We start from the raw sequence: 24,688 nt of genomic DNA on the forward strand, positions 1-24,688 counted from the left end.
GGCCTTATTTCAGCGAGTTGCCAAGCGAGGTGATCGACCCGGCGCTGGACAGCGTGCCTGTGATGGTCGACAGCAGTTTGGTCCACTGCACATAGGGTGCTTCGGTGACATAAAGCGTGTCGCCATCGCGGATCACGAAATCACGCGCCATGAACATGCCATTGGGTTCGGTCAGGTTCAGGACATAGACCAGACGCTGCGGCCCGATCAGGTCATCGCGGCCCAGCACCTGATTGGCGATATCAGCGGGTTCGTTGCGGAAGACAAACACGCCGGTCGGATCGGCCACGGCACTTTGCAGGCCTCCGACCTGTGCGAGGGCTTCGATGGCAGACAGGGTCTTGGTCTCAAACTTCACGCGGGCCTGACCGCCGGTCGCACCCAGTGCGGTATAGGCGCGGGTGTCCGCCTCAACCAGAATACGGTCACCGCCGCGCAGGGCGATATCCAGCTGAGGATTGTCGAACAGGTCCTGGAACCAGATTTCGCCGGTCTGGGCACCTCGGCTGACTTTGACCTTGGCGATCTCGGGGGGCACGGCCACGCCGCCAGCCTTGGCCAGCATGGCAGACAGGGTGCGGGTCGGGCGTTCGATCGGATAGACGCCCTGGCCGGATACGGCCCCTGTCATGGTGACGGTGGACCCGTCACCCGCCAGGCGTCGCACGACAACCTGCGGATCGGGGGTCTGGCTTGCCAGTTTCTCGGTCACGATCCGGCGAATGGTTTCGGGGCTGTTGCCTGACGCCTTGATGCGTCCCGCATAGGGAATAAAGATATAGCCCGCGCCATCCACCTGGATTTCATCCAGCGTAGCAGGGGCGCCCGCGGTGGTCAGGATCCCGTCTTCGACGTTTTCCCAGATCGCGATCCCCAGCACGTCACCGGCATTGGTCGTATCGGAGCCGACGACTGAGGCGTTTTGAAATTTCTCATCAAACCCAAGCGCGGGCACAACCGCCGTCGCACGGGTCACGCGGTCATTGACCGCAACGATAAAGGCGTCGCCCTGTCGTTCCACGCTGCCTGCGTAAATCTCGGATTTATTAGGGCCTACACGGGGCAGACCGCAGGCGGCAACAGTGCCTGCCAACACCAAAAGCGCCGCACGGCGCGCAATTACTTTGCCCATTTTCGTCACTGCTCGGGCTCCTTTGTTGGAGGATGGCCTCGGTTTTCGTTGTTATTAAGAGGTAGATTATGCAGGAAATGCAGAAAAATCCAGCACTTCCTTGTTGTGGTCAATGGACGATATGCAACTGTTGCCGTGGCGCCGCTGTGCCTGTGGAGAGCGCATCGTAAGGGTCGCGCGGGGCGAGCATCATGTCTACGACCAGCCGCAAAAGCTGCCGCCTGCCGCGCGCGGAATAAAAACCGCCGGGCACCTGGCTGGTTTCCAGAAGATATTGGCGGTAATCGCGATAGGCGTTTCGATCCGGCCGGGTTGGCTGTTGCAGAAACTCCGACAGGCCCTGGGTTGAGGCAAATTCGGGCTTGGCATAGACCGCCGCCCCAAAGACCTTGATCGGCAGGCCGCGCCACAGGGCCTGCTGGGCGGCGGTTGAATTGACGGTGATCACCGAGCGGGTGTGGTTGAGCAGTTGGGCGAGTTTGCCGCCGCGCACGTAATGCACCCGATCTTCGAGATTGTGTTTTTGGGACAGGCGTTTGATTTCACGTCGAATGGGGGCGCGGCCATCTTCCAGCGGGTGGGCCTTGAAGACGAGGTGATGGTGTGGGGCCGCCCCTTTGGCAAACCCGTCCATCACCAATTCCAGAAATGCGGACATGTTTTCAAACGGGCTATGCATCTGAAAACTGGAATCATGTTCCAGTTGCAGCAGCACGAGATGATAGGGAAACCCCCCATATTTCACCCGGATCGTGGCCAGCCTGCGGTCGATGGACTGGGCGGGCATCAAAAGGAGGCGGCGCAGGTAGAGGCGAAATTCCTGCGTGACCGAATGGGCGCGGTGGGGTTTGAAATTCGCATAGCGGCGATTTCGAAACATCACGAACCAATGGTAAAGCGCGCCGTAAAAGATATGGTGCCGCATATCCCCCCAGACCGAGGGCGCTTCGGGCTGGTCAAGATCCACCCCTTCAAGGGCCTGCTGCATCTGTGGGATCGACATCTCCATCAGACGGGAATTGCCGTTGGATCCGCCCCTTTCATAGGTCACCCAATAGGGGCGCAGATACCCTTCCTCGAACACATGCACGGTGATCCCCTGGGCCTTGGCGATCCGCACGGCTTCGGCATGGATCGGGCGGGTGTCGCCGTAAAGCACGATGTCGGTGATGGATTTTTCATCCAGCAGGGCCGCGAAATAGCTGGCCCAGCTTTCCTGCGGTTCGGTGAAGGCAATATAGCTGTCGTGATCGCGCCAGAAAGCCTGATCCCCGCAATTGAACCCGACCCGCCAGACCGTGGCCCCCGCCTGGCGCAGCATCTGACCCAGACGCCAGAAGAAAGGCCCGTGCGGGCCTTGCAGGAACAGGAAGTTGTGGTTGTCACCGGTGATCACGTCGAAACTCATTTCTGCGGGTATTTCAGCCCATTGGCCAGACTATAAGGTCAGCGTATCCCAGCGCAAACCCGCAAATAGCCTAAGGGCCCTGTGCGGCCAAAATATGTCTCATCTGGTGCATTTTTGGTAAAGAGGGGGGAAGAGGTGGGGGCGGTCCTGCGCCTTGCTGGGTATTTTTGCAAGACGGAGTGTGCAGGGATTGGCAAACCCCATGCCGCGGGCTAGGTGTTTGGCTGAGTTGAAACGGGCCATCTTGAAAGGGAGAGGCGGATGTTTACCGGGATTATCACCGATGTGGGGCGCATTGTAACGCTGGAGCAGAAAGGCGACCTGCGCGCGCGGATCGAGACCGCCTACGACACGGCGACGATTGATCTTGGCGCGTCGATCGCTTCGGACGGGGTCTGCCTGACCGTGGTGGCGATGGGCGACAACTGGTATGACGTGGATATCTCGGCGGAAACCGTTTCGAAAACCAATCTGGGCGATTGGCAGGTCGGGCGTCAGGTCAACCTTGAACGAGCGCTGAAGGTCGGGGATGAGCTGGGCGGCCATATCGTATCGGGCCATGTGGATGGGGTGGCGGACATCATCTCGATGAAGACCGAGGGGGACAGCACCCGTGTGCAGTTCCATGCCCCCTCCGAGCTGGCCAAATTCATCGCCCCCAAAGGGTCGGTGGCGCTGAATGGCACCTCGCTGACGGTGAATGAGGTCGAAGGGGACGTGTTTGGCGTGAACCTGATTTCACACACGAAAGAGGTGACCAATTGGGGGAATGCCAGGGTCGGTGACCGGATCAACCTCGAGATTGACACGCTGGCACGTTACGTGGCGCGGCTGGCGGAATACAGGGGCTGAGCCCAATCCGCCGTGCGGTCTGAGCGGTGTGGACACTCTGTTGGCCACACCGGGTGGATCTCACTGGTTGGCCTCATTGGGGCAACACCCCTGTTGCTAAATTCACATATGACTTAACGGGTGAACCATCCAGGGGAGCCCGTGATGAGCCTGATCAAACCCACTCGCCCCAATTTCAACAGACGTGACCTGTTGCGTATGGCCGCGCTGGCCCCTGCCTTTGCCATGCCCGCCACGGCAAAAGCAATGCTTAGCGCACCTGCGGAAGGCAATCCTGCGCATTTTAGCTTCACGCTCGGGCAGGCAAGGATCACCATTGTGTCGGATGGGTTTTTCACCCTCCCGTTCGGGGGGCAGGCGATGAATGCACCGCAGGAGGAGCGACGTGCTTTTCTGGCTGAACATCTGATTGATCCTGAAATGGGATATTCTCACACCAACCACATGTATATCGAACTGGGGGAGGCGAAGGTTCTGGTGGATGTGGGTTCCGGCAACCGCTGGTTTGACACGACCGGGCGACTGATGGGCAACCTCGAAGCTGCCGGGATCGACCCGTTTGCGATCACCCATGTGGCGATCACCCATGCCCACCCGGATCACATCTGGGGCATTCGTGATGATTTCGACGAACCGATCCTTCCCGACGCCGAATACGTGATCGGAGAGGCCGAGCGGACCCATTGGCTGCAGGATGGTCTGGTGAACCGCGTGGCCCCGGAGGATCAGCAATTCGTGCTGGGGGCGGTCAACTCGATCAATGCCGAAGGTCTGGAGTGGACGCTTGCGCGCCATGATCAGGAGATCGCGCCGGGCATCCGCATGATCGACAGCCCCGGCCACACGCCGGGCCATATGTCGGTGATGGTGGAAAGTGAGGGGCAGCAACTTCTGGCGCTGGGCGATTGCATGACCCATGCGGTGCTGAATTTTGCCCATCCTGAATGGTTCAGTGGCCGTGATGCGGATGGGGCGCAAACGGGCGCCACCCGTAAGCTTCTTCTGGATATGGCCGCAACCGACCGGATTGCGGTTCTGGGCTATCACTTCCCGTTCCCCGGTGTGGGCCATGTGGCGCGCGATGCGACGCCTATCGCTTTGTGCCGGCCCTGTGGCAATTCTGATCTCGTAGGACAGGCCGGGCGGTGTCCGATGCGGGGCCGCCCGATTGAAAGTCCCAGACGATCCTCCGTCAGATGCCATGATCCCCGCAGTCCACACGCCGCCAAGGTCCCCGACCCCAATCCTTTGATCTACTCGCATTTGGGATCCGCTCGCGTATCTTTCCTCTAATGATTGAATTTATTGAGGAGGTTAATTTATGGCGAAGGACGATCTCTCTCCGGTGATCAGGCAGGTGGCCCTGTTGATTGACGGAGAGAATATATCCAGTGCGCTGGCTGGGAAAATCATTATCGAGGCAAGGCGAGCAGGGGAGCTGACCATTCGCCGGGTTTATGGCAATGCCAAACGCATTCCCGGTTGGGATGAGGCGCCGGGCATCAAGCTGGTGCATTCCGGGACTGGTAAGAACGCGGCCGATATCCTTCTGGCACTGGAGGCGATGGAGCTTTGCCTGGATCGTCGTGTGACCTGCGTGGTCCTCGCCAGTTCGGACGGTGATTTCTCTCACGCGGCAACGCTGTTGCGTGAGCGGGGCGTTTGGGTGGTCGGGGTCGGAGAGAGCAAAGCGCCCGAGCATTTTCGCAAATCCTGTAGCGATTGGGTGACCATTGCCTCACCGCCGGGGGAAAATGACCGGCGGGTCGAAGAGGTGTTCGCGGCAAATCCCGCAGGGTTGTTGATTGCGCAGGTCAACCCGAATGTGGTGTCTCAGGCCAGGGTGACGCTTGCGGATTTCGATGAGAAAACCTGGCGAAAATACTTCGAAGCCCGTCCCGAGAAATACCTGATCGAGGGCAGTGGGCAGCAAACGCGGATCAGGCTCAGAACCTGAAAAAGGAACCTGCCACGCGCAATTGCCATGACCCCGCGCGCGTGTGCGGGGCAAACTGTCGCCTTTTGGCTTTCCTTGCCCTCTGGGCTAAGGTATTGCGGGCCAAAGAACTGGAACTGCCATCTGGGGACCCCTGACATGAGCGACAGCACCACCTATGAAATGCCGGGCCCGGTCGAGGCCAGCCTTGCCGACGCCATTTCCCCCGCCGAGGAGATCATCGAAGAGGCCCGCAAGGGGCGGATGATCATTCTCGTGGATCATGAAGACCGCGAAAACGAAGGGGATTTTGTGATCCCGGCAGATGCCTGTAATGCGGAGGTCGTGAATTTCATGGCCACCCACGGGCGTGGCCTGATCTGCCTGCCGATGGAAGCACGCCGGATCGAAGAGCTGGGACTGCCGATGATGGCGATGCACAACTCGTCCCGCCATGAAACCGCCTTCACCACCTCGATCGAAGCGCGCGAAGGGGTGTCGACCGGCATTTCCGCTGCTGACCGTGCGCTGACCGTGGCCACTGCGATCAACCCGGCCAATGGTCCGGCTGCAATTGCCACCCCCGGCCACATCTTCCCGCTGCGTGCCCGCAATGGCGGGGTGCTGGTGCGGGCCGGCCATACAGAGGCCGCCGTGGACATTGCCCGGCTGGCCGGTCGCAACCCCTCTGGTGTGATCTGTGAGATCATGAATGAGGACGGCACCATGGCCCGTCTTCCGGAACTGGTTGAAATTGCGAAGAAACACGGGATGAAGATCGGCACGATCTCGGACCTGATCGCCTATCGCCGCCGCCACGACAACCTTGTGCGCGAAACCGGCTGCGAGAAGATCACCTCCGAATATGGAGGGGAGTGGGAAATGCGCATTTTCACCGACCTGACCCACGAGATCGAACATGTGGTGCTGATCAAGGGCGACATCTCCACCGCGGATCCCGTTCTGGTGCGCACCCATGCGCTGAATGAAGCGCAGGACGTGCTGGGCATGGGGCCGAAACCGGCTGATGAGCTGCCGCGTGCCATGCAGATCATTGCCAAGGAAGGGCGCGGCGTGGTCTGCCTGTTCCGTGAACCGCGCAAGACGCTTTATGCCCGCGACGAAGAAGAACCCGGCACCGTGCGCAATATCGGACTTGGCTCGCAGATCCTGTCGGCGCTGGGCCTCAGCGACCTTGTGCTGCTGACCGACAGCCCCGATACCCGCTATATCGGTGTCGACGCCTATGGGCTGAACATCACCGCCACCCGCCCCATTCAGGAGGATTGATCATGGCCGCTGCTGAACAACACTATATCCTGCCGCGCCCGGAATTTGACAAACCGGTCAAGCTGCTGATCGTGGTGGCGCCGTATTACAAGGATATCGCGGATAATCTTGTGGCCGGGGCCAAGGCGGAAATCGAGGCCGTTGGGGGCAGCTGGGACTTGGTGGAAGTGCCGGGCGCATTGGAAGTGCCCACCGCGATTTCCATCGCCGAACGGATGTCCAACTTCGACGGCTATGTGGCGCTGGGCTGTGTTATCCGTGGTGAAACAACACATTACGAGACGGTCTGCAATGACAGTTCGCGGGCGATCCAGCTGATGGGCCTGAACGGTCTGTGCATCGGAAACGGCATCCTGACCGTGGAAAACCGTCCTCAGGCAGAGGTGCGGGCCGAGGTTGAAGGGCAAAATAAAGGCGGCGGGGCTGCTGCTGCGGCCTTGCATCTGATCGCGCTTTCGCGCAAATGGGGCGACACCAGCAAGGGGATCGGCTTCAAACCCATGGGGGAAAGCTATCGCCTGGCTGGGAATGCACAAGAAACCTCGCAGGATACCCCCTCGGCATGACCCTTTCCGGCAACCAGAAACGTCAGATGAAATCCGCAGCCCGCCTGTTTGCGGTGCAGGCCCTCTTTCAGATGGAAGCGGCCGGTCAGACCGTGGACAAGGTGCGGGTGGAGTTCGAAGATTTCCGCTTTGGCGAAGAATTTGATGGTTACACCATGGCGGAAGGCGATACCAAGCTCTTTCGCAAACTGATCGAAGATGCGGTGAACCATCAGGCGAAGATCGACCAGATGACGGATCGCGCGCTGGTGGCGAAATGGCCGATTGCGCGCATTGACCCGACTTTGCGGGCCACATTCCGTGCCGCAGGGGCCGAACTGGTCGAAAGCAATACGCCGCCGAAAGTCGTGATCACTGAATTCGTGGATGTGGTGAAGGCGTTTTTCCCAGAGGGGGACGAGGCGAAATTCACAAATGCGGTTCTGGATCACATGGCCCGTGAGGCCAAGCCCGAAGCGTTCTGAGCACGGGTTTGCTACGCTTTAACAAACAAGGAAAGGCCAGGCGAACTGTCTGGCCTTTTTCTGTTCTGATCCGTGTAACAGTCTGAAACGGATGTATTATTCTTTGGGTTGTAACCGGGCCGTATAGGATTTCCCCTTGCCAAGATTACGGGTGATCCGGATTTCGTTGCCCTGCGCTTCGATGATCAGGCAATCATCGCCTTTCTTGTCGACCTCATAAAAATCAATCTTGCGGCAATACATCTCGTCGCGCCATTCCCAGGTGCCGCGAAAATTGCCGTAGCCCGGCACGTGGCCGGTCAATGTTCCGTCTTCAAACGCCTCTTGCGTGCCTGAGGAAAAGTGCCAGACTGGCCCCACTGCCAGGCCCTTGAATGCCTCTTCGGTCTGAATGCGGCTCCAGTCTTCGGCCGCGGCGGCCCCTGTCATCAGGGCGAGGGTGGCCGTTGCGGCAAAAAATCCGGTAAGTTTATGAAACATAAGGATATCCTTTTGAGGTCTTGAGGCCAGTTTGGGGGTCAGTTTAGGGGATAGTTGCGGCGTGAACCTTGTCTTGAATCAAATCGAACCGGAGCGGGTGGGTGGATGAAATGCGCCGATCTAACGGGATGCGACCCTGTGCCCCTTTCCGTTCCCTGGTAAGCTGCTAAACTGGTGGATGAAACAACTCCGGGGAATCTCATGCCCAAACTTGTCCGCCTTTATATCACCCATGTTCTGATTGGCTTTGGGCTGTCCGCGATTTTTGTTGGCGCGCTGCTCTATCTGAATGTGGCGAACCTCTGGCACCTGATTTCAAACTCCGACATGGGGTGGGTCGCGCTTACCATGCTGGTCATGTTCAATGGGATCGTGTTTTCCGGCGTGCAGTTTGCGATCGTGATCATGCGAATGGGGAACGAAGACAAGGGGCCGGGCAAAGGCAAGCGCATTCCTGTCGCCACCCAGATCCCGGTGCCGGTCGAAGCACGGGCCGAACGTCAGCCCCGGAGCACCGATCTGCGGGGCAAAGTTTAAACTTCTTCCTGTCCCGAAAGGACAAAGTTTAAACTTATCCGCGTGCTCGAGGCCAAAATTGTAAATTTCGGGCCCGCCACTTGGCGGGCTTTCTTTGTCTGAGGGCCATCTAAGCAAAGGTCGGAATAAAAGTGGCGGAACCGCACGCAGTCGTCGGGGTCTGAATTCCTGAGGACCTGTATGTACAGGTGGGCGCCAGGTAACAAAGCCACGGCTATGCCAGAGCCAGCTCCCTCAGAATTGCTTAAGGCCACCGGAATATTACCCGCATGTGACGAAAAGGGCAGAAACCGCCTCCGCCTAGATAGGGGCAGGGGGGGCGTGATGCAAGAGGCATCCTGAGTAGGATCACCGATCTCCGGCTTCCTTACCCTCTCTCCATTGACAATTTGTTCATGAATTGTTCACATGACATATGACCCAACCAAATGACATGCTGCCCGAAAGGAAACCCGGACAGATCCTTGCCCGTGGCGTCTGCCGCCACATGATCTCTCATGGATTTGTTACGGTAGAGGAACTGATCCCCACTCGTGGCCTGCGGGTTGACGTGATGGCGCTTGGTCCGAAAGGCGAGATCTGGGTGATCGAATGCAAATCAAGCCGCGAGGATTTCACAGCAGACAAGAAATGGCAGGGCTATCTGGACTGGTGCGACCGATATTTCTGGGCGGTGGGCGCGGATTTCCCGACTGAGCTTTTACCGGATGAAACCGGGCTGATCATCGCTGATGGCTATGACGCGGACATCATCCGCATGGGGCCGGAAAGCAAACTCGCCCCCGCCCGCCGCAAAGTGATGGTACAGAAATTTGCCACCCATGCCGCGCGCCGCCTGCACGCCTTTCGTGATCCCGGCGTGGCGGCGCTTGTCTCGAATTGAGGCCCGGAGCAAAAAAGGCCCGGAAATCCGCGCCTCTTCCTCTTGCCAGAAATATCCCGGGGTGAGCCTTGCAAAGGCGAGGGGCAGCGCCCCTCTGTTCACCCATGGAAACTCTGGCCACTATGAAAACAATGGGATCAGCGTTTCTTTTTGCCGCCCTTGTCCGATTTATCCGCAGCAGATTGTAAGATCGCACGCGCCTGTGCTGCTGCCGCCTGCAATTCCTCGGCAATTTCATCGGCTTCTTCCGGGTCGAAATCCATCGGGATCTCAATCCCGCCGCCCTCCACGAACAACCGCACCATCCCGTCGGTGGTTGGCCCGATCTGCAGATTGGCTTCGATATCTCTTTCGTCGTTGATACCCATCAGGTGCTCCTGTCCGGCCCGCCATCGGGGCCTCGTAAAAATCTTCCCCCGAGTTACGGATCTTTTCAAAATTTTTCAAGCATCACCTCTTGCGCAAGATGAAGGCTCGGTTTAAGACGCAGCTCACGTGCCGACATAGCTCAGTAGGTTAGAGCGCTTGATTGTGGATCAAGAGGTCCCCCGTTCGAGCCGGGGTGTCGGTACCACCCCCCCCCAAGTTTTACCATTCAACGGAAAAATTGCAGCCGCCTGCGGTCGCGAGGGCGTCATAGCGGTCGACCACGCCGCCAAAGCGGGAATCATAGGCCTCTTTCGCTATGCCCAGCCCGATGGCTGCCAGGCACCCGGTGACCGGGCTGCTGGTTTGTTTGGTGACATAATGCTGTGTCAGCGCTCCGGCGACGTAATGTAGTTCCTTGTCGGACTCGGCATAGGAAAAGCAGCCGGTCAGCAACAGAAGGCTGGAAAGGATCAAGGTGCGCATTGGAACCTCGCTTGGGTCTGGGCCGGCAAAGCGCTTCGGGTCACGCGGATCGCGTGTTCGGCTGCACCACCGGTGTTTGGTTGTGGTCAAAGCGGTCCAGCCCCCAGGTCCGCAACTTACTTAAGGAGACCTAAACGAAACCTGTCGAATTTTCGACGTCTTTCTTAGCAAATGGTTAACCCTTGCGCCCCAGAATGCGCCCCAGAATGCGTCCCGTCCTGCAGCTCAGTTCGAGGCCGGGGCAACCTGTATCGTTTGGCGCAGATCACCGCTGGCGCGGTCGAATATCAGGATCTGGTTGGCGTCCGTGATCACCGCATACCAATCGCCAGCCTGGGTAAAGCTCACGGCCTGCGCGCCGTCTGGCAGGGGGATCAGATCGGGCAGGGGGATGGTTGGTATTTCCTGAACCCTCATGACAATCACCGTGATCAGCACTATGAGACCAATAATCGTGGTTGCGGTCAGCGTGGTCACAAGAATTTTCAGAAAGCGCACGGTGCCGTCGATCGGGGTGTCCGTGGTGATTTCATCCTGAGGAGTGTTGTCCATGTCGGTCCCTGTGCACCTGATTGAGGTTATAATCGCGGAAAATCCGCCCAAGCGTCTTGATAAGGCGATTGCCCGTGATGTGCCAGAAGAAGCTGCGTTGTCGCGCTCGCGTCTGGCAAAACTGCTGGCCGAGGGGGCGATCACCCGCGCCGGTGAGGTCATCACCGATCCCCGCGCCAGGGTGGCCGAGGGCGATGTGCTGGTGATTGCCGTGCCGCAGGCCGTGGAAAGCCATATCGGGCCTGAGGATATCGCGCTGAATATTGTGCATGAGGATGATGACCTGATTGTGGTCAACAAACCTGCGGGCATGGTGGTGCATCCCGCGCCGGGCTCGCCGGGGGGGACGCTGGTCAATGCGCTGCTGCATCATTTCGGAGGCGAACTGTCCGGTGTGGGCGGCGTGGCGCGTCCGGGGATTGTGCACCGGATTGACAAGGACACGTCAGGTCTTCTGGTGGTGGCGAAATCGGATGCGGCGCATCACGGGCTGGCCGAACAGTTTGCCGCCCACACGGCCGAACGTCATTACCGCGCCGTGGTGCATGGGGCGCCGGATCAGGCTGACCCGCGTCTGGGGGGCGTGAAAGGGGCAAGCTTTGAGCCGGGCAATATCCTTAAGATCACCACGCAGCTTGCCCGCCACAAGACAGACCGGCAGAAACAGGCGGTGCTGTTTTCCGGCGGGCGCCATGCGGTGACACGCGCGCGCATTATCGAAGCTTTCGGCACGCCCGCCCAGGCTGCGCTGGTGGATTGCTGGCTGGAAACCGGGCGCACCCACCAGATCCGGGTGCATATGGCCCATGCGGGCCACGGATTGATCGGCGATCCGACCTATGGAGGCCGGCGCAAGCTGAACGCCAAGGCGATCGGGGAAGGGGCGATCGAGGCCGCGCGTGTCTTTCCCCGTCAGGCGCTTCATGCGGCCACCTTGGGGTTCAAGCATCCTGTGAGTGGTGAAAAACTCAGCTTTGAAGCACCGCTGCCGGACGATATGCTGGCCCTGATAGAGGCTCTTCGAAACGGATAAGCGCATGGATTGGGCTACGGATTTTCTGACCGACTGGCCGTCCGACTGGGCATCCGGCTGGGCGTTGTTCGTCTTTCTGTTGCACCTGTCGGTGATGGGGCGGGCCCTGACCCGCGACCATCGCTCACCCGCATCGCGGCTGGCTTGGGTGGCTGTGATCATGGCGCTGCCCGGGCTGGGCATCATCGCCTATTTCTTTTTTGGTGACCCGAGTGCGAGCTGGCGCATGGATCGCAAGCTGACCACGCTGCGCAAGGCGCTGCCCCGTCACCCGCAGGGGGATGTCCCTTCCCCGGATATCCCGCCGGCATACCGGCCAAGCTTTGCCCGTGCGGCTGCGGTGAACGGGTTTGCCCCGGTTGGCGGGAACCGGGCGGAACTCACCGCTGACAGCAATGAGAGCATCGACTGGCTGGTGGCCGATATCGAGGCCGCGCAGGATCATGCCCATCTGTTGTTTTATATCTGGCTGCCGGATGAAAATGGCACCCGGGTGGCACGCGCGATGATGGCGGCGGCAGGACGGGGGGTATCTGCGCGGGTGATTGTTGACGGGCTTGGCGCGCGCAGGCTGTTGTCCCACCCGCTATGGCGCGAGATGCAACAGGCAGGCGTTCAGACGGTTGTGGCCTTTGACATCTCCTATCCGCTGATTGTCGCGCTTTATCAGCGGCTGGATATTCGCAACCACCGCAAGATCGTGGTGATTGATCATGGTGTGACCTATCTGGGCAGCCAGAACTGCGCCGATCCCGAATTTCGCATCAAGGCCAAATATGCCCCCTGGGTCGACACGATGCTGCGGATCGAAGGGCCGGTTGCATGGCAGGCGCAGCGGCTGTTTATCGGCGACTGGATGGCCCATGGGGGGGAGGATATCTCGGCCCTGCTGGAGCGCCCCGCCCCTGATCCCCGTCACGAAGGGGAAGAGGCGGGATTTGTCGGGGTGATGGCTGGCACCGGGGCGGTGCAGACGCGCGAAGGCGTGTCGGACATGATCCAGACCTTTCTGGCCTCTGCCCAGCATGAGGTGCTGATCACCACGCCATATTACGTGCCGTCAGATGCGCTGCATCAGGCGATCTGTTCGGCGGCAAAACGGGGGGTGCGGGTGCAGATCACCCTGCCGGCCCGCAATGACAGCTGGGTGGTGAACCTTGCCTCGAAAAGCTATTACGCCAGTTTCCTGCGCGCCGGGGTCGAGATCAACGAGTTCAAGCCGGGCCTTTTGCATGCCAAGCTGATCACCGTGGATGGGGAGGTGGCGTTTGTTGGCTCTGCCAATCTGGACCGGCGCAGCATTGATTTGAACTTTGAAAATACGATGCTGCTCTACGACCCCGCGCTCACCCGCGAAATCCGCCTTCAGCAAGAGGCGTTTCGGGAAGACGCTTACGAGATTGACGCAGAGGATGTGGCGCAATGGTCGCGCCTGCGCCGGCTGGTCATGAATGCGGTGGGGACCATGGCACCGCTGCTGTAGGGGGATCAGATGGGCCTGCCGGTTATCTGGTGATGGCGTCTGGCACGCCGTGCCGAAAAAACAGCTCTGATCACCAATTTTTGGTTGTCTGCGGGCCGCGTTCAGGAAATGGTTGAAACGCACGTTCTTTGTTCAACCCGTAATAAGGTCCATATTGTTTTGAAAAAATTTGTCCTTTCAGCTTGTCTGGCAAGCTTGCTCACCGCCTGTGTTTCAACTGTTTCGGATTATCAGTCACCCACGACAGGTGCCAATTTGCAGCTCACACCGCAACTTGGCGGTGCGCTGCTCGCGGTGCGCCGTGCCAATGTCTATATCGCCGAAGAGGTGACATCCTGCGGGTTTGAGACCCAGGGCGTGGTTCGAAATGCGGATCTGCCGCGTTCGATTGCCGTGGTGCCGGGCAAGACCTACAACCTGCGAACAGTGTTTGAAACGGTTGGCAGACAGATCGATGGCACTGTTGTTGTCGACCATCTGTTTGAGCCGAAACCGGGCGCGCGTTATGAGTTGAGAATGACGTCCAACCGAGATGGGCAGATTGTTCATCTTCTGGAAAACGGGCGCGTTCTGCCGTTGCGGCGGCCCTGTCTCACGAATACGACCTCGTCTTACGGGCGCGAACAATCCGTGAAGTGATCTGAACCAGAGGTGATCTGGCCATGGGCAGGTGCATTTCTGCGCGCTCACGGCCAGACCGGGACCAGATCTGAGCCGGATCGGGAACAGGGCTGTGGCACCTGTTCCCCGGATCTGCCTTAAAGCGTTTCGGGATACACTTGAGACACATGGTTATTCCGAAACGCCACGACATTGAGATCTCTTGCAGCGTTTCGGTTTTGCCCTGTGTTTTTGCCCTGTGTTTTTGCCTTGTGTCAGGTTAAAAGCGGAACGCTTTAGGGCAGTTTCGGGCAGACGATGCTCTCTCCACGGGTGGCAGCGACCAAGGTCTTCACATAGCTGGACAGCCCCACGGTCGCTGCGATCGTCAATTTGGTGGAGGAGGCATTCACCGGTTCAATCCGCGTCGACACCGCCGCATTGAACCCTTTGCCACCTTTGCCCAAGACGAAGGTGGAATGCCCGCCGAATTTGCGGAACAGGACATGGCGGGTGGTGCCATCTTCATTGGTAAAGATCGGGACGTAATCAATCTGCGTCGCGGCATCCCCCGGGAAGCGCCCGTATTTGACACTGACAGACAGACATCTGCTTGAGAAATCTTCGAGGGCCGACATGACCTGCGCCTTGGATCTTTCGACAAGGTGCTGTTCGGATTTTACGACAAATGACCCGGACGCCGCGATCCGTTCCAGCGCCGTGCCTGACCGCAGACCATCCTTCATGGCTTGCTGCGTCTCTGCGTTACAGCCTGCCAGCCCCAGGGCCAGGGCCGAGATAAGAGATAGTTTTTTGAAATTCATGAACAAACTCCTTAATCATTCACACTTGCAACGAACGCCCGATCTGACAGGCTAAATTTGACAGGCCAAATCTGACAGGCCAAAACAGGGCGCCATACTGAGGCCCTAGCCGGGTCACAGGCCTGATGAGGCTCATAAAACCCAGCTTCGGAAACATAATTGCTTGTTACAATGTCAGGTGGTTCCAAGTCCACTATTTCTCTTATCGAGGGTATTTCATTGCAAAATCTGTTTCGAAAGAAGGGATCGGATGGTGTCCCTTGGGCGCATGCCCGAAACCTGCGGGAAAGGTGTGGCGCCGACATCTGGAGGATACGGCGTCAGGTGGTCAGATTACTGCTGGCGTCCCCCCGGAATGTGCCCGAAATGTAACCTCAAGCACGAAGCCGTGAGGTCGCTTCACAAGGGCTGCTCCTGAGGGCATATAGCGTTAAACTGATTTTAACGGTTTTTCATCTTGCCTCGATTATGAGGACTTGAAACCTGCAAGAGAGATCCTATCTTGATGTTAAGCCTTGATACATTCAAGAAGCACACAGGATAAGTTTGGCCCGATTTCGGGTCTGAGACTATGGCCGGGAGGGCCTGAGAGACGATGAGCAACTACAAGAATCTGCCGGCGCCGACCCCGGAAGGGGGCTTGAACCGCTATCTACAGGACATCCGCAAGTTTCCGATGCTGGAACCGGAAGAGGAATACATGCTGGCCAAACGCTGGGTGGACCATCAGGATCGGGATGCGGCCCACCAGATGGTGAACTCGCACCTGCGACTGGCGGCCAAGATTGCCATGGGTTACCGCGGCTATGGATTGCCGCAGGCCGAGGTGATTTCCGAGGCAAATGTCGGCCTGATGCAGGCGGTGAAACGGTTTGACCCGGAAAAAGGGTTCCGTCTGGCGACCTATGCCATGTGGTGGATCCGCGCCAGTATCCAGGAATATATCCTGCGCAGCTGGTCGCTGGTGAAACTGGGAACGACCTCTGCGCAGAAAAAACTCTTCTTCAACCTGCGTAAGGCCAAGGCGCGGATTGGCGCGCTGGAAGATGGCGACCTGCGTCCGGAAAACGTGGCCCGGATTGCCAATGATCTGAATGTGACGGAAGAAGAGGTCATCTCGATGAACCGTCGCCTGTCAGGGGGGGATGCCTCGCTCAACGCGCAGGTGTCTGCCGATGGCGAAGGGGCGATGGAATGGCAGGAATGGCTGGAGGATGAAGATGCCGACCAGGCCGCCGATTATGCGGAAACAAACGAGCTTGAGGTGCGGCGCGAGCTGCTGACACAGGCGATGGATGTGCTGAATGACCGCGAGAAAGATATCCTGACCCAGCGTCGCCTGAAAGATAAACCGGTGACGTTGGAGGATCTGTCGAGCGTCTATGATGTCAGCCGTGAACGGATCCGCCAGATCGAGGTGCGGGCGTTTGAGAAGCTGCAGAAACGGATGCAGGAGCTGGCGATGGAAAAGGGTCTGTTGGAGCACAACTGATCCGCGCCGGGATAGAACTTCCCAGAACCCGCGCCACAAAGCGCGGGTTTTTGCATTTGTGGCAAGGGCCAGAGTCATGGGCGGAGGCGCGCCCGCAAAACGCGGAGCATGTTTTCCCCGGACACTTTGCGGATCTGACGCTCGCTCAGCCCAGCATCCAGCATTGCCTGCGTTAAGGCCGCAAGGTCCGACGTGTCAAATCCCACGCGCACGGTGCCATCGTAATCCGACCCGTATGAGACCGCGTCCTCTCCCACCGCAGCGATTGCCGCCCTGATCGCGGCGGCCACCCCCGCCGGGCTGTCATCACAGGTCACATCCGCCCAATATCCAATGCCGATCACGCCGCCGGTGGCCGCCACCTGCCGCATCAGCTCATCGGGAATATTGCGTTTGGTCTGGCAATGGGACTGCAGGCCGGTATGGCTGATCACCAGCGGCATGTCGGTCATGGCCAGCACATCGCGCACCACCTGTGTGCTGGAATGCGCCAGATCCAGCACCATCCCGCGCGCGGCGACCTCAGCCACCACCTGACGGCCAAAATCGGTCAACCCGTGATTGCCCTGCCCATGTAGCGACCCACCCAATTCATTGTCAAAGAAATGCTGAAGGCCGATCAGGCGATATCCGGCGCGTTCCAGCCGGTCGAGGTTTTCCATTTTGCCTTCAAGGGGATGCGCCCCTTCGACGCCAAGAATGCCGGCCACCATATCAGCCCCCTCGGCGCGTGCCGCCAGCACCGCCTCCAAATCGCCAAGCGTTCGGACCACCCGCAGATCGGACGGGGCCTGTGCTGCAAACCCATGCAGCCGCTCGGCCTGATAAATCGCGCGCTCAAGGATCGAACTCCAGGTCCGCAGCGGCCAGAGCTGCCCCACGGCCAGGAGCGTGATGTCATCGCGGGCATCCGCTGCGTTCTCGTCATAATTCAGACCAGACGGGCTTTTGGTCACCGCCGTGAACACCTGCACCGCCACATTGCCTTCCTGCAGGCGCGGCAGATCCACATGGCCATAATCATGGCGCTCCAGCAGCGAACGTTTCCACAGCAGGCTGTCGGCGTGCCAGTCCCCGATGGTGAGGCTTTGATGCAATGCCCGGGCTGCGTCTGAGATGGGGTAGGGGGCGTGGTCATTCACCGGGTTCATCGCCTGATCTGCCATCCGCGGGGCAAAGATCAGAAATCCGCCCCCCGCCATAACCCCCAATCCGAGAACCACCGCCAGCCCGCGTTTGACCCATTTCATACCGCTTACTCCCTGTTTTTTCGATTGAACCGCAAAGGGGCGCCGTTTGCCAATGATAACCCGGCGGAAACCGGCTTGAATGCCGGCGGTTGTGGGGTAGATTTGAGAGGGAAAGGAGATCCGCATGGCAGGTGGATGGGCGCGCGATGGCGCAGTCAGTGAACAGATCGAAGCGTCAGTGTCGGATGAACTGGCCCGGATGCGGGCAAAGGCGTCCCCGGTGGGGGAGAGCTTTACCCATTGCGCGGAATGCGAAGAGGAAATCCCCCAGGCCCGACGCGAGGCCATCCCCGGTGTGAAGCTCTGCATCGACTGCGTGCGTGACCGCGACGCGGCGTTCAAGCAGCGTCCGGGTATCAACCGGCGGGGGTCAAAAGACAGCCAATTGAAGTGACCTGTCAGAACGTCGCGTTCTCAGCCGTTGCTCCCTTTTCCCCTGCGGAAATCGCAGTGCTATGTCCTTTATGGGCAAATTGGAGATGGCGTCGCCGTTATGTTATTCCTCCACATGGCTCAGCATGAACGTGCGGGTGCTGGGCCCGAAACGGTTTGTATCGAGAAATCAGAGGTTTATCAGGCGGAGCAGATGGACAAGCTGGGCATGGAAGTGGTCGAGGTCGAGCTGCGCGACGCCTATGCCTTAGGAGGTGGCCTGCACTGCTGCACCGCGGATGTCTATCGCGATGGGGAATGTGAGGATTACTTCCCAAATCTTTAAGGTTTTGCGCCGAGACAGCCTGTTGGATGGGGGGCGTGCGCGTCCCTCATTGCCCGGATTGTGTGGCCGGGGCCGGATCTGCCAGTGCGGCAGGTGGGCGATAGCGCAAAAAGGGCAGTGCTTTTCGCAGCAGGCTGAGCGCCCCGTGCTGTTCCACCCACAGCGCATATTCCACATAGACCGGATCTTGCGACAGGTGGGCCTCCTCCGCTTTGGCGCGCAGGTAATAGATCAGGTTGATCCCCATCAGCAGAAGGGAATTGCGCAGCGCCTCTTGCGGGCTTTCCAGCGAAAAGAACGGCACTGCCAGCAGCCACCATGAAATGTTCTTGAAGAAATAGGAGGGGTGGCGGAACCAGCGAAACGGCCCGTTGGTGATGATGCCGCGATGGGTCAGGTTGGAAAACCGGATCCCAAAGGACATGTTGGACCAGGCCCAGAGCAGCTTGCTGAGCACAATTGCCAAGCCCCAGAGCAGGACCCAGCCCTGTTGATTGGGACCGAACATGTCAAGCCAGCCAATGCCGTCATTATATTCCAGATATTTGCGCCCGATCACTGAAAAGAACGGCACATACATGGCCAGCGTTACCACCCAGCCCCAGAATAACGGGTTGGGCGAGCGGATATGGCTGTCGGTCAGGCGCAGGGTCAGCACATAGCCGATGCTGACAAAGGCAAGGTCAATCCCAAGGCTGAGCCGAGAGATGTAATTGACCCCCGCCCGGATGCTGTCGGTGGCGGAAAAGGGATCCATCGTGACCAGTGAGGTTGCGTTGGCACTGAAGTAGACAAACATCAGTGGCAGGAAAAACGCTTTGATCAACCACCCAAGCGCATGATCTCGCAAGGCCGCGCGATCCACCCTGCCCAGGCGGAAAAGAAAGAGCAGACCCGCGTGGTAATACCCGTCTTTCGGGGACTGCATACGCGCATCAATCACCGCGAAATAGGGCAGCGCCAAGGCCAGAAGGATCGGCAGATAGCTGCGGCAGGCGGTCCAGAAGGGCTGGTAAAAATCCCGGTGGTATTCGGGAAACAACCAGTAAAAGAGCGCAATCAGCGCCAATGTGCCAGCAAGGCCGATCAGTTTGACGCCAACACGTGCCCAGACGATCTCTGCCCGGGAAAGGGCGGCAAAGCCCGTCAATCCGGACGAGCTGCGCCGATAGCTGCGTTCAATAAACACCTCATGCAACAGCATTGGCAGCGCGGTGGCCACCATGGCCGCAGCCCCGAGTTCAACGCGGCTCAGCTGAGATCCCCGCAACAGGTAAAGCGCCCCGAAATAGCCGCACAGCCCCAAAAGCACCGTCCATTGGCTGGTGGCCGATCTCGGCGGGGCCGTCTTATGTGATAGGGTCATGGGGTCCAACCTTTGCCGCTCCTCCTGGGTATCTTAGCAAAGGTTGGACATTTGGCACGTTTTTTGAAAGGTGCCTCACTCCATCGCTTCAAGTTCGTCAATGAACCCTTCGATCATGGCAAGGCCCTTGTCCCAGAATTTGGGGTCGGACGCATCCAGCCCGAAGGGGGCGAGCAGCTCTTTGTGGTGCTTGGCGCCACCCGCTTTCAGCATCTCGAAATACTTGTCCTGAAAGTCCGCATCGCCTTCTTCATAAACCGCATAAAGCGCGTTCACGAGGCCATCACCAAACGCGTAGGCGTAGACATAGAAGGGCGAATGCACGAAGTGGGGAATATAGGACCAGAAGGTCTCATAACCCTCCATGAACTCAAACGCGTCGCCCAGGCTTTGCGCCTGCACCGACATCCACAGCGCGTTGATATCATCGGGGGTGAGTTCGCCGCCCGCGCGCGCCTCATGCAGTTTGCATTCGAAATCGTAAAACGCGATCTGGCGCACCACGGTGTTGATCATGTCCTCGACCTTGCCGGCCAGCAGCACTTTTTTCTCTTCCTTGGTCTTCGCCTCTGAGAGCAGTTTGCGGAAGGTCAGCATTTCGCCAAAGACGGATGCCGTTTCCGCCAGTGTCAGCGGGGTGGAGGACAGAAGTTCCCCCTGATCAGCGGCCAGAACCTGATGCACGCCATGGCCAAGCTCATGCGCCAAGGTCATGACATCACGGGGTTTTCCGAGATAGTTCAACATCACGTAAGGGTGGGCGTCGGTCACGGTGGGGTGGGCAAAAGCGCCCGGCGCCTTGCCCGGTGTGACGCCTGCATCAATCCAGCCATCGGTGAAAAACGGCTTGGCAATCTCGGCCATACGGGGATCAAAATCACCATAGGCCTCCATCACGATTTTCTCTGCCGTGGGCCAATCGACCAGCTTGTCATCTTCCATCGGCAGCGGCGCGTTGCGGTCCCAGACCTGCATCACGTCAAGGCCCAGCCATTTGCGTTTGAGCTCATAGTAACGGTGCGACAGGCGCGGATAGGCGGCGACCACGGCATTGCGCAGCGCCTCGACCACCTCAGGCTCCACATGGTTGGACAGGTGGCGGCCCATCTGCGGGCTGGGCATGTTGCGCCAGCGATCTTCGATTTCCTTTTCCTTGGCCAGCGTGTTGTGCACGCGGGCAAAGATCTTGATGTTTTCGCCCAGCACACGGGCGATTTCACGCGCGGCGGCTTCTCGGGTCGGGCGGTCCTGTTCGGTGAGCAGGTTGGCGGTGGCTTCAAGGTTGCGCTCTTCCCCGTTCACGGTGAACATCAGCCCCGCGACGGTTTCATCAAACAGCGTGTTCCAGGCCCCGGCGCCAACCGATGATTTGTCGTGCAGGAACTGCTCAAGCTCATCCGAGAGCTGGTGCGGGCGCAGCGCGCGCATCCGGTCAAAGATCGGCTTGTAGCGGGCAAGTTTGGCGTTTTCGGCAAACCATGCCTCAAGAAGGTCATCGTCCAGACGGTTGATTTCCAATGAGAAAAACACCAGGGGTGCGGTGCCGACAGTGATGCGTTCCTGACAGTTCTGGAAAAACTGCGCGCGCTCTGCATCCGTGGTTTCCTGATAATACCGCAGGCCGGCGAAGGACATGATACGCCCGGCGATCATGGTGATCTTTTCGTCTGCCAGAATGCATTCCAGCATTCCCGCCGCATCGAGATCTGCCAGCTTGCCCTGATATGTCTCGGCAAACTCGGCGCAGGCGCTGTCGATCCAGTCCAGGTCGCGGGCAAGTTCAGGGGCGTCTTCTGACGCATAAAGATCGCTCAGGTCCCAGCTTGGCAACTCGCCAAAACTGTCGGTGCCGGACCCGGCATTGGCGTCAAGGACGGGAAAGGGAAGGGGGTGGAACATGGGGCCTCCGGTAAATCAGTTCCCCAAGACATAGGCGCGGGGAGAGGGGGATGCAAATGGCGATGCGGTGAAGATGTGGCATCTGAGAAAATCCCGGGAGAAATCCGGGCGGAGTCTGGGAGGAGATCAGGGGCTCTGCCCCTCGCGCTCCGCGCTCACCCCGAGGTATTTGGAGAAGGAAAAGAGCGAAAGCGCGCGCGGGCATCGCAACCGGGGCGCAAACGGGCGTGTTTTGGCCGATTTTTCCCCGCGCTTGGGTTTTGACCCCCGCCTGCGCGCCCTTTATAGGAAGATGGACAAAACCCGGAGGCGCGCGTGGTCCGATTCATACTTGGCATTTTTGGCTCGATTTTTACCTTTCTTACCATTGGGGTCTTTATGGGCGCCTTGGTGGTTGGTGGCGTGTTCTGGATGTATTCGCAGGACTTGCCCAGTCACGAGCAGTTGGCGAATTACACGCCCGCGACGATCAGCCGGGTCTATTCAGGCGAAGGCGACCTGATGGATGAGTTCGCCCGCGAGCGCCGTCTTTACACCCCTGCGGATGAGATCCCGGAGATGGTGAAGCAGGCCTTCATCTCGGCCGAAGACAAGAATTTTTATAACCACAAGGGGTTTGACCTGCGTGGGATTGTAGCCGCGGCGATCGAAGCTGCGCGCGGGGGGCGCCTGCGGGGGGCCTCGACGATTTCCCAGCAGGTGGTCAAGAACTTCCTTCTGTCGTCGGAACGGTCTGCCGAACGCAAGATCAAGGAGCTGATCCTGTCGGTGCGGCTGGAAAACTCTCTCGACAAGGATCAGATCCTTGCGCTTTATCTGAACGAGATTTTCCTCGGGCAGAATTCCTATGGTGTGACCGCAGCGGCGCAGACCTATTTCAACAAGACGCTGGATCAGCTTGCCCCGCATGAGGCGGCCTATCTGGCGACCTTGCCGAAAAAACCTGCCAGGTTGCATCCGGTGCGCAATCGCAAGGAGGCGCTGGAGCGGCGCAATTATGTGCTGCGCGAGATGTATCAGAACGGCTATCTGGATCAGGCCACCTATGCGGCTGAGCTGGAAATGCCACTGCGCTCGGTGCAGGCGGGGGATTTCCCGGCCTTTCGTCAGGACCTGCCGCCGCGCGATTATTTTACGGATGAAATCCGCCGTCAGCTGTCACGCGATTTCGGTGAAGAAGAGTTTTTCACCGGCGGCATGACCGTGCGGGCCACGGTGGACCCTCATCTACAGGATGTGGCGGCCAAAAGCCTGCGCGACGGGCTTGAGAAATATGACCGAAGTCAGGGTGTCTGGCGCCCGACCGGTGTGACCATCCCGGTTGATAAGTTGCAGGCAGAAGCCAGCTGGCGCGCGGCGCTTGCCGAGGCTGAAATGCCACGTGACATCGAGGGCTGGTTGCCCGCCGTGGTGCTGGAACTGGGCAAAAACGATGCGCGGATTGGCATCGAAGGTGTCGAGGGGGGTGAGGATGGTCACTGGATTGCGGCCAAGGACGTGCAATGGGCGCGCCGCCGCAACCCGGAAACCGGTAAGCTCGGGCGCAGTGCCCGCGTGGCCAGCGATCTGCTGAAACAGGGTGAGGTGGTTCTGGTGCGCCGGCTGGTGGACGACAATGGCGCATTCCTGCGCTGGAGCTTGCGCCAGGTTCCCGAAGTGCAGGGCGGGTTCATGGCAATGGATGTGAACACGGGGCGCGTGATTGCGATGCAGGGGGGCTTTTCCTATCAGGACAGCGTCTTTAACCGCGCCACCCAGGCCACCCGTCAGCCTGGATCAAGTTTCAAACCCTTTGTTTATGCCTCGGCGCTGGACAGTGGGTTTTCGCCTGCAACCATCGTGATCGACGCGCCGATTGAGGTGCAGGTGGGCGGCGGCAAGGTCTGGCGCCCCAAGAATGCGTCGAACGAATTCTACGGGCCCACGCCGCTGCGCACGGGGATCGAACAATCGCGCAACCTGATGACCGTGCGTCTTGCGCAGGAAATCGGGATGGACACCGTGGCGGCCTATGCCGAACGGTTTGGCGTCTATGAAGAGATGAACCCCTTCCTTGCCAATTCACTGGGGTCGGAAGAGACCACCCTGTTCAAGATGGTGGCGGCCTATGCGATGTTTGCCAATGGCGGCGAACGGGTAGAGCCGACACTGGTTGACCGGGTGCAGGACCGTTGGGGCAAGACGATCTATCGTCATGACCGGCGCGACTGTGTGGATTGCGCCAATCCGCAACTTGCCGATGGGGCGGAACTCAGGATCGTGTCAAACCGCGAGCGGGTCATGGATCCGATCACGGCCTATCAGCTGACCTCGATGATGCGGGGGGTGGTCGAGCGCGGCACGGCCTCGCGCACGGTGAACCTGCCGGTGCCGACCGCCGGCAAGACCGGCACAACCAATGACGCGCGCGACGTGTGGTTCGTGGGCTTTACCTCGAATATCGTGGCGGGTTGTTATATCGGCTATGACCGTCCCCGCACCATGCCCGGCGCGTCGGGCGGGGGCATGTGCGGCCCGGTTTTCAACAGCTTCATGAAAGAGGCGATCAAGGAATATGGCGGCGGCGCGTTCAAAGTGCCTGAAGGGGGGCATTTCATCAAGATCGACCGCTTCACCGGCGCGCGTCTTCCCGATGATGCGTCTGGGGAGCATGTGGTGGCGGAATATTTCCGCGATGGTGAAGAGCCGCTGTTTGGTGTGATGTTTGACGGTGGCTTTGCCATGGGGTCAAACCTACCGCTATTTGTCCCGAGCGACAGTGATGGGAATTCGGTGGTGACCACATCTACCGGTGAAAAGGTGGTGGTGCCCGGCAAGGCCGATTTCGGCTCGCTGTCTTCTGGTGGCCAGTATTGAGGCGTTCAGCCGCTTGGCCACTTTTTTAGGAAACTCCCCCTGGGGATCCATGCAAAGGTTGCGGGATAGGGGGCAGCCACCGGAAATGGCCGCCTGTCGTGAAGGGAAGCGGGGAGGAAACCCCCTGCTTTCAAGGCGATTTTGCACGCATTCCGGCGTTCCGGCCGTGCTCTCACATCTTTGGCGCGAATTTGGTTTTCAGAGGGTTTTGCCAC

At 59.1% G+C, this 24,688-nt stretch carries 24 protein-coding genes, 1 tRNA gene and 1 pseudogene; 16 read left to right on the plus strand and 10 right to left on the minus strand.

Going from position 1 to position 24,688, the window contains the following annotated elements:
- Positions 1-4: 4 nt before the first annotated feature.
- A complete protein-coding gene (locus AKJ29_RS13545) occupies positions 5-1,132 on the minus strand; it encodes a polysaccharide biosynthesis/export family protein (RefSeq protein WP_055191690.1) in 1,128 nt (375 codons plus the stop codon).
- Between the two features lie 109 nt (positions 1,133-1,241).
- The gene (locus AKJ29_RS13550) at positions 1,242-2,540 is read right to left on the minus strand and encodes a capsule biosynthesis protein (protein ID WP_055191692.1); all 1,299 of its coding nucleotides are present in this window, start codon (positions 2,538-2,540) and stop codon (positions 1,242-1,244) included.
- A gap of 261 nt (positions 2,541-2,801) precedes the next feature.
- On the opposite strand from AKJ29_RS13550, the gene AKJ29_RS13555 reads away from it, so the two are divergent.
- The 6 genes from AKJ29_RS13555 to nusB all read left to right on the plus strand — a co-directional run bounded on the left by AKJ29_RS13555 (position 2,802) and on the right by nusB (position 7,648).
- A complete protein-coding gene (locus AKJ29_RS13555; RefSeq protein WP_055191694.1) occupies positions 2,802-3,392 on the plus strand; it encodes a riboflavin synthase in 591 nt (196 codons plus the stop codon).
- A gap of 144 nt (positions 3,393-3,536) precedes the next feature.
- The gene (locus AKJ29_RS13560) at positions 3,537-4,685 is read left to right on the plus strand and encodes an MBL fold metallo-hydrolase (RefSeq protein WP_314732206.1); all 1,149 of its coding nucleotides are present in this window, start codon (positions 3,537-3,539) and stop codon (positions 4,683-4,685) included.
- A 28-nt stretch (positions 4,686-4,713) separates the two neighbouring features.
- Positions 4,714-5,349 (plus strand): NYN domain-containing protein, encoded by a 636-nt coding sequence (locus tag AKJ29_RS13565; protein WP_055191696.1) that lies wholly within the window; start codon positions 4,714-4,716, stop codon positions 5,347-5,349.
- 138 nt (positions 5,350-5,487) lie between these two features.
- Complete coding sequence (gene ribB, locus AKJ29_RS13570) at positions 5,488-6,618, plus strand: 3,4-dihydroxy-2-butanone-4-phosphate synthase (RefSeq protein WP_055191698.1); 1,131 nt, start codon at positions 5,488-5,490, stop codon at positions 6,616-6,618.
- A gap of 2 nt (positions 6,619-6,620) precedes the next feature.
- Entirely contained in the window at positions 6,621-7,184 is a 564-nt protein-coding gene (locus AKJ29_RS13575) for a 6,7-dimethyl-8-ribityllumazine synthase (RefSeq protein WP_055191700.1), read from the plus strand.
- Entirely contained in the window at positions 7,181-7,648 is a 468-nt protein-coding gene (gene nusB, locus AKJ29_RS13580; protein ID WP_055191702.1) for a transcription antitermination factor NusB, read from the plus strand. The genes AKJ29_RS13575 and nusB overlap by 4 nt, the downstream gene beginning before the upstream one ends.
- A gap of 96 nt (positions 7,649-7,744) precedes the next feature.
- Here the strand turns inward: nusB and AKJ29_RS13585 are convergent, their stop codons facing one another.
- Positions 7,745-8,128 (minus strand): hypothetical protein, encoded by a 384-nt coding sequence (locus AKJ29_RS13585; RefSeq protein WP_055191704.1) that lies wholly within the window; start codon positions 8,126-8,128, stop codon positions 7,745-7,747.
- Between the two features lie 201 nt (positions 8,129-8,329).
- Here AKJ29_RS13585 and AKJ29_RS13590 point away from each other — a divergent pair, with 201 nt between their 5' ends.
- Complete coding sequence (locus AKJ29_RS13590; protein WP_055191706.1) at positions 8,330-8,665, plus strand: hypothetical protein; 336 nt, start codon at positions 8,330-8,332, stop codon at positions 8,663-8,665.
- Positions 8,666-9,080: 415 nt separating this feature from the next.
- Positions 9,081-9,548 carry an MmcB family DNA repair protein gene (locus tag AKJ29_RS13595; protein ID WP_235477569.1) on the plus strand — a complete coding sequence of 156 codons (468 nt, stop codon included), beginning with the start codon at positions 9,081-9,083 and terminating at the stop codon, positions 9,546-9,548.
- Between the two features lie 137 nt (positions 9,549-9,685).
- On the opposite strand, the gene AKJ29_RS13600 is transcribed toward AKJ29_RS13595, so the two are convergent.
- Complete coding sequence (locus AKJ29_RS13600; protein ID WP_055191708.1) at positions 9,686-9,916, minus strand: DUF6324 family protein; 231 nt, start codon at positions 9,914-9,916, stop codon at positions 9,686-9,688.
- Between the two features lie 129 nt (positions 9,917-10,045).
- Here AKJ29_RS13600 and AKJ29_RS13605 point away from each other — a divergent pair.
- Positions 10,046-10,122, plus strand: a tRNA-His gene (locus tag AKJ29_RS13605).
- Between the two features lie 14 nt (positions 10,123-10,136).
- Here AKJ29_RS13605 and AKJ29_RS13610 read toward each other — a convergent pair.
- Together AKJ29_RS13610 and AKJ29_RS13615 are read right to left on the minus strand one after the other, a co-directional pair.
- Positions 10,137-10,400 carry a hypothetical protein gene (locus tag AKJ29_RS13610; protein ID WP_055191710.1) on the minus strand — a complete coding sequence of 88 codons (264 nt, stop codon included), beginning with the start codon at positions 10,398-10,400 and terminating at the stop codon, positions 10,137-10,139.
- A gap of 225 nt (positions 10,401-10,625) precedes the next feature.
- Positions 10,626-10,952, minus strand: a complete 327-nt coding sequence (locus tag AKJ29_RS13615) for a DUF6476 family protein (RefSeq protein WP_055191712.1) — start codon at positions 10,950-10,952, stop codon at positions 10,626-10,628.
- Between AKJ29_RS13615 and AKJ29_RS13620 the strand changes: the two genes are divergently transcribed.
- The 3 genes from AKJ29_RS13620 to AKJ29_RS13630 all read left to right on the plus strand — a co-directional run bounded on the left by AKJ29_RS13620 (position 10,951) and on the right by AKJ29_RS13630 (position 14,107).
- Positions 10,951-11,985 (plus strand): RluA family pseudouridine synthase, encoded by a 1,035-nt coding sequence (locus AKJ29_RS13620; protein ID WP_055191714.1) that lies wholly within the window; start codon positions 10,951-10,953, stop codon positions 11,983-11,985. The two genes, AKJ29_RS13615 and AKJ29_RS13620, sit on opposite strands and share 2 nt — an antisense overlap.
- 4 nt (positions 11,986-11,989) lie before the next feature.
- Positions 11,990-13,468, plus strand: coding sequence for a phospholipase D-like domain-containing protein (locus tag AKJ29_RS13625; RefSeq protein WP_055191717.1), 1,479 nt, complete (start codon positions 11,990-11,992; stop codon positions 13,466-13,468).
- Positions 13,469-13,723: 255 nt separating this feature from the next.
- A complete protein-coding gene (locus AKJ29_RS13630; protein WP_139231352.1) occupies positions 13,724-14,107 on the plus strand; it encodes a hypothetical protein in 384 nt (127 codons plus the stop codon).
- A gap of 257 nt (positions 14,108-14,364) precedes the next feature.
- On the opposite strand, the gene AKJ29_RS13635 is transcribed toward AKJ29_RS13630, so the two are convergent.
- The gene (locus tag AKJ29_RS13635; RefSeq protein ID WP_055191721.1) at positions 14,365-14,892 is read right to left on the minus strand and encodes a hypothetical protein; all 528 of its coding nucleotides are present in this window, start codon (positions 14,890-14,892) and stop codon (positions 14,365-14,367) included.
- A gap of 595 nt (positions 14,893-15,487) precedes the next feature.
- Here AKJ29_RS13635 and rpoH point away from each other — a divergent pair.
- Positions 15,488-16,384 carry an RNA polymerase sigma factor RpoH gene (rpoH, locus tag AKJ29_RS13640; RefSeq protein ID WP_055191723.1) on the plus strand — a complete coding sequence of 299 codons (897 nt, stop codon included), beginning with the start codon at positions 15,488-15,490 and terminating at the stop codon, positions 16,382-16,384.
- A gap of 74 nt (positions 16,385-16,458) precedes the next feature.
- Here rpoH and AKJ29_RS13645 read toward each other — a convergent pair whose 3' ends face one another.
- Positions 16,459-17,634, minus strand: a complete 1,176-nt coding sequence (locus tag AKJ29_RS13645; protein ID WP_055192470.1) for a dipeptidase — start codon at positions 17,632-17,634, stop codon at positions 16,459-16,461.
- 124 nt (positions 17,635-17,758) lie between these two features.
- On the opposite strand from AKJ29_RS13645, the gene AKJ29_RS13650 reads away from it, so the two are divergent.
- Entirely contained in the window at positions 17,759-18,028 is a 270-nt protein-coding gene (locus tag AKJ29_RS13650; RefSeq protein ID WP_055191724.1) for a DksA/TraR family C4-type zinc finger protein, read from the plus strand.
- Between the two features lie 94 nt (positions 18,029-18,122).
- Positions 18,123-18,352: pseudogene (locus AKJ29_RS13655) on the plus strand (serine/threonine protein kinase); the annotation flags it as partial.
- A 46-nt stretch (positions 18,353-18,398) separates the two neighbouring features.
- Here the strand turns inward: AKJ29_RS13655 and AKJ29_RS13660 are convergent.
- A complete protein-coding gene (locus tag AKJ29_RS13660) occupies positions 18,399-19,718 on the minus strand; it encodes an isoprenylcysteine carboxylmethyltransferase family protein (protein ID WP_055191728.1) in 1,320 nt (439 codons plus the stop codon).
- Positions 19,719-19,793: 75 nt separating this feature from the next.
- A complete protein-coding gene (locus AKJ29_RS13665; protein ID WP_055191730.1) occupies positions 19,794-21,617 on the minus strand; it encodes a M3 family oligoendopeptidase in 1,824 nt (607 codons plus the stop codon).
- Positions 21,618-21,932: 315 nt separating this feature from the next.
- On the opposite strand from AKJ29_RS13665, the gene AKJ29_RS13670 reads away from it, so the two are divergent.
- Positions 21,933-24,473, plus strand: a complete 2,541-nt coding sequence (locus tag AKJ29_RS13670; RefSeq protein WP_055191732.1) for a penicillin-binding protein 1A — start codon at positions 21,933-21,935, stop codon at positions 24,471-24,473.
- Positions 24,474-24,688 lie beyond the last annotated feature (215 nt).

The sequence above is a fragment of the Aliiroseovarius crassostreae genome, assembly GCF_001307765.1.
In the GTDB taxonomy this organism is placed as follows: domain Bacteria; phylum Pseudomonadota; class Alphaproteobacteria; order Rhodobacterales; family Rhodobacteraceae; genus Aliiroseovarius; species Aliiroseovarius crassostreae.